The organism is Pseudoalteromonas sp. SR45-5 (assembly GCF_014163565.1).
Classification (GTDB): Bacteria; Pseudomonadota; Gammaproteobacteria; order Enterobacterales; family Alteromonadaceae; genus Pseudoalteromonas; species Pseudoalteromonas distincta.
Map to the genome: position 1 here is coordinate 1 of NZ_JACJDN010000877.1, position 1,280 is coordinate 1,280.

The 1,280-nt window shown below is 37.0% G+C and carries 3 protein-coding genes; all 3 read left to right on the forward strand.

All coding sequences use genetic code 11. The features are described 5' to 3' along the window. On the forward strand, positions 1-507 hold a 507-nt coding region (locus H5072_RS19770; protein ID WP_182694554.1), incomplete at its 5' end, for a hypothetical protein. Positions 508-527: 20 nt separating this feature from the next. Beyond that, positions 528-884 (forward strand): hypothetical protein, encoded by a 357-nt coding sequence (locus H5072_RS19775; RefSeq protein ID WP_310735906.1) that lies wholly within the window; start codon positions 528-530, stop codon positions 882-884. A 115-nt stretch (positions 885-999) separates the two neighbouring features. Continuing rightward, a partial coding sequence (locus tag H5072_RS19780; RefSeq protein ID WP_182694555.1) for a hypothetical protein occupies positions 1,000-1,280 on the forward strand: 281 nt, incomplete at its 3' end.

Below are 1,280 nucleotides of genomic sequence, written 5' to 3' on the forward strand. Positions count from 1 at the left end.
GGTGAGGATTACATCCCACCACGATCTGATGGAATAGCGGCTTATAAAAGAGATGACTTTATATTCGATGATTTTTGCGAACTTTCCGACCATAGTAAATGTGTTAAGTCTCTTTATTATCTAACTGATTCTCTTAAAATTATAGGAAATAGGCTCAACGTACCTTTTGAGATTTTAAACACCATTGATCTAATTGCTGAAAAGGTCTTAGGTTGTGATTTCCAGTTGGAACGAATACATAAAAAAACCAGCAAATGGAAAAAGTCTAGGAATATCCGAGCTACTACGACCCTAACTTATAAAATTGGCGGGATAGATATCAACTTTGCATTGATTGATAAGAGTGGTAGTGTTTTATACTCAAAGCAATTATTTTCGAACCAATTCAGGGACTCAACTTGGTTTATTCTTTTCCACGGAGCATGGCGTGACTCAATTTTCACAATTACTAATAGAGTTGAGAAACCTATATTTTCAATTGATAGCTCGGAGTTACCGGTTACCTAACAAAACCATTAACCGGATTTGTGGAAGAACGCCACAAACCGGTTATGGTAAGTGTTATAAGCCAAGAGGTTTTAATGGAATTTAAAGACCTACCACTACATGATGGATTAGTAAAAACCATTTCAATAAATTGGTCTGGTAAGTCAGCTGAGATTTTCTTAGATTGCTTCTTAATGCCAAACCAAAGTGCTCAGCCATGTTCATTAACGTTTTCCGGCATTTCCTCAATTAACGTACCAATGGCTACACCTTGGGGTGAATCTAACTCTATTAATATGGCAAGGGTTCAAAACAACATTTTTCAAATTGAATTACAAAGTGGTGACACATTGCAACTTGAGGCAACAGCTTTTGACTTCGAAACAATTGGCTTATAACAACTCAATTAACTCGCTCACTCCGTTCGCTGGGACGCATACACGCGGGGCGGCTTCGCCATTATGCCCAACGTGCCTGCGCCCGTTATTGAAAAGTTATAAGCACAGGGAATTCATGCGCAATATTCTCATTTTGTTGTCCTTTTTAAGTTTCTTTAGTTTAGCTAACGTAACTTCTACAGATATCAAATTAACTCCTGAAAAAGCATTTTGTTTAGGTTTTACTTTAGATCGTCCCGGTAATGAATACGTTGGGTTAAATTACCCTGATGTTATTAACCAAAAATGGGTGCCTGTATCAACTATGGTTGAATATAGTTTCAATCAAAATCCCATTTTCATAACGAGAACTGATTTTGATAAAACTAATCAGCAAGAGCAGATGGTAATTCTTGG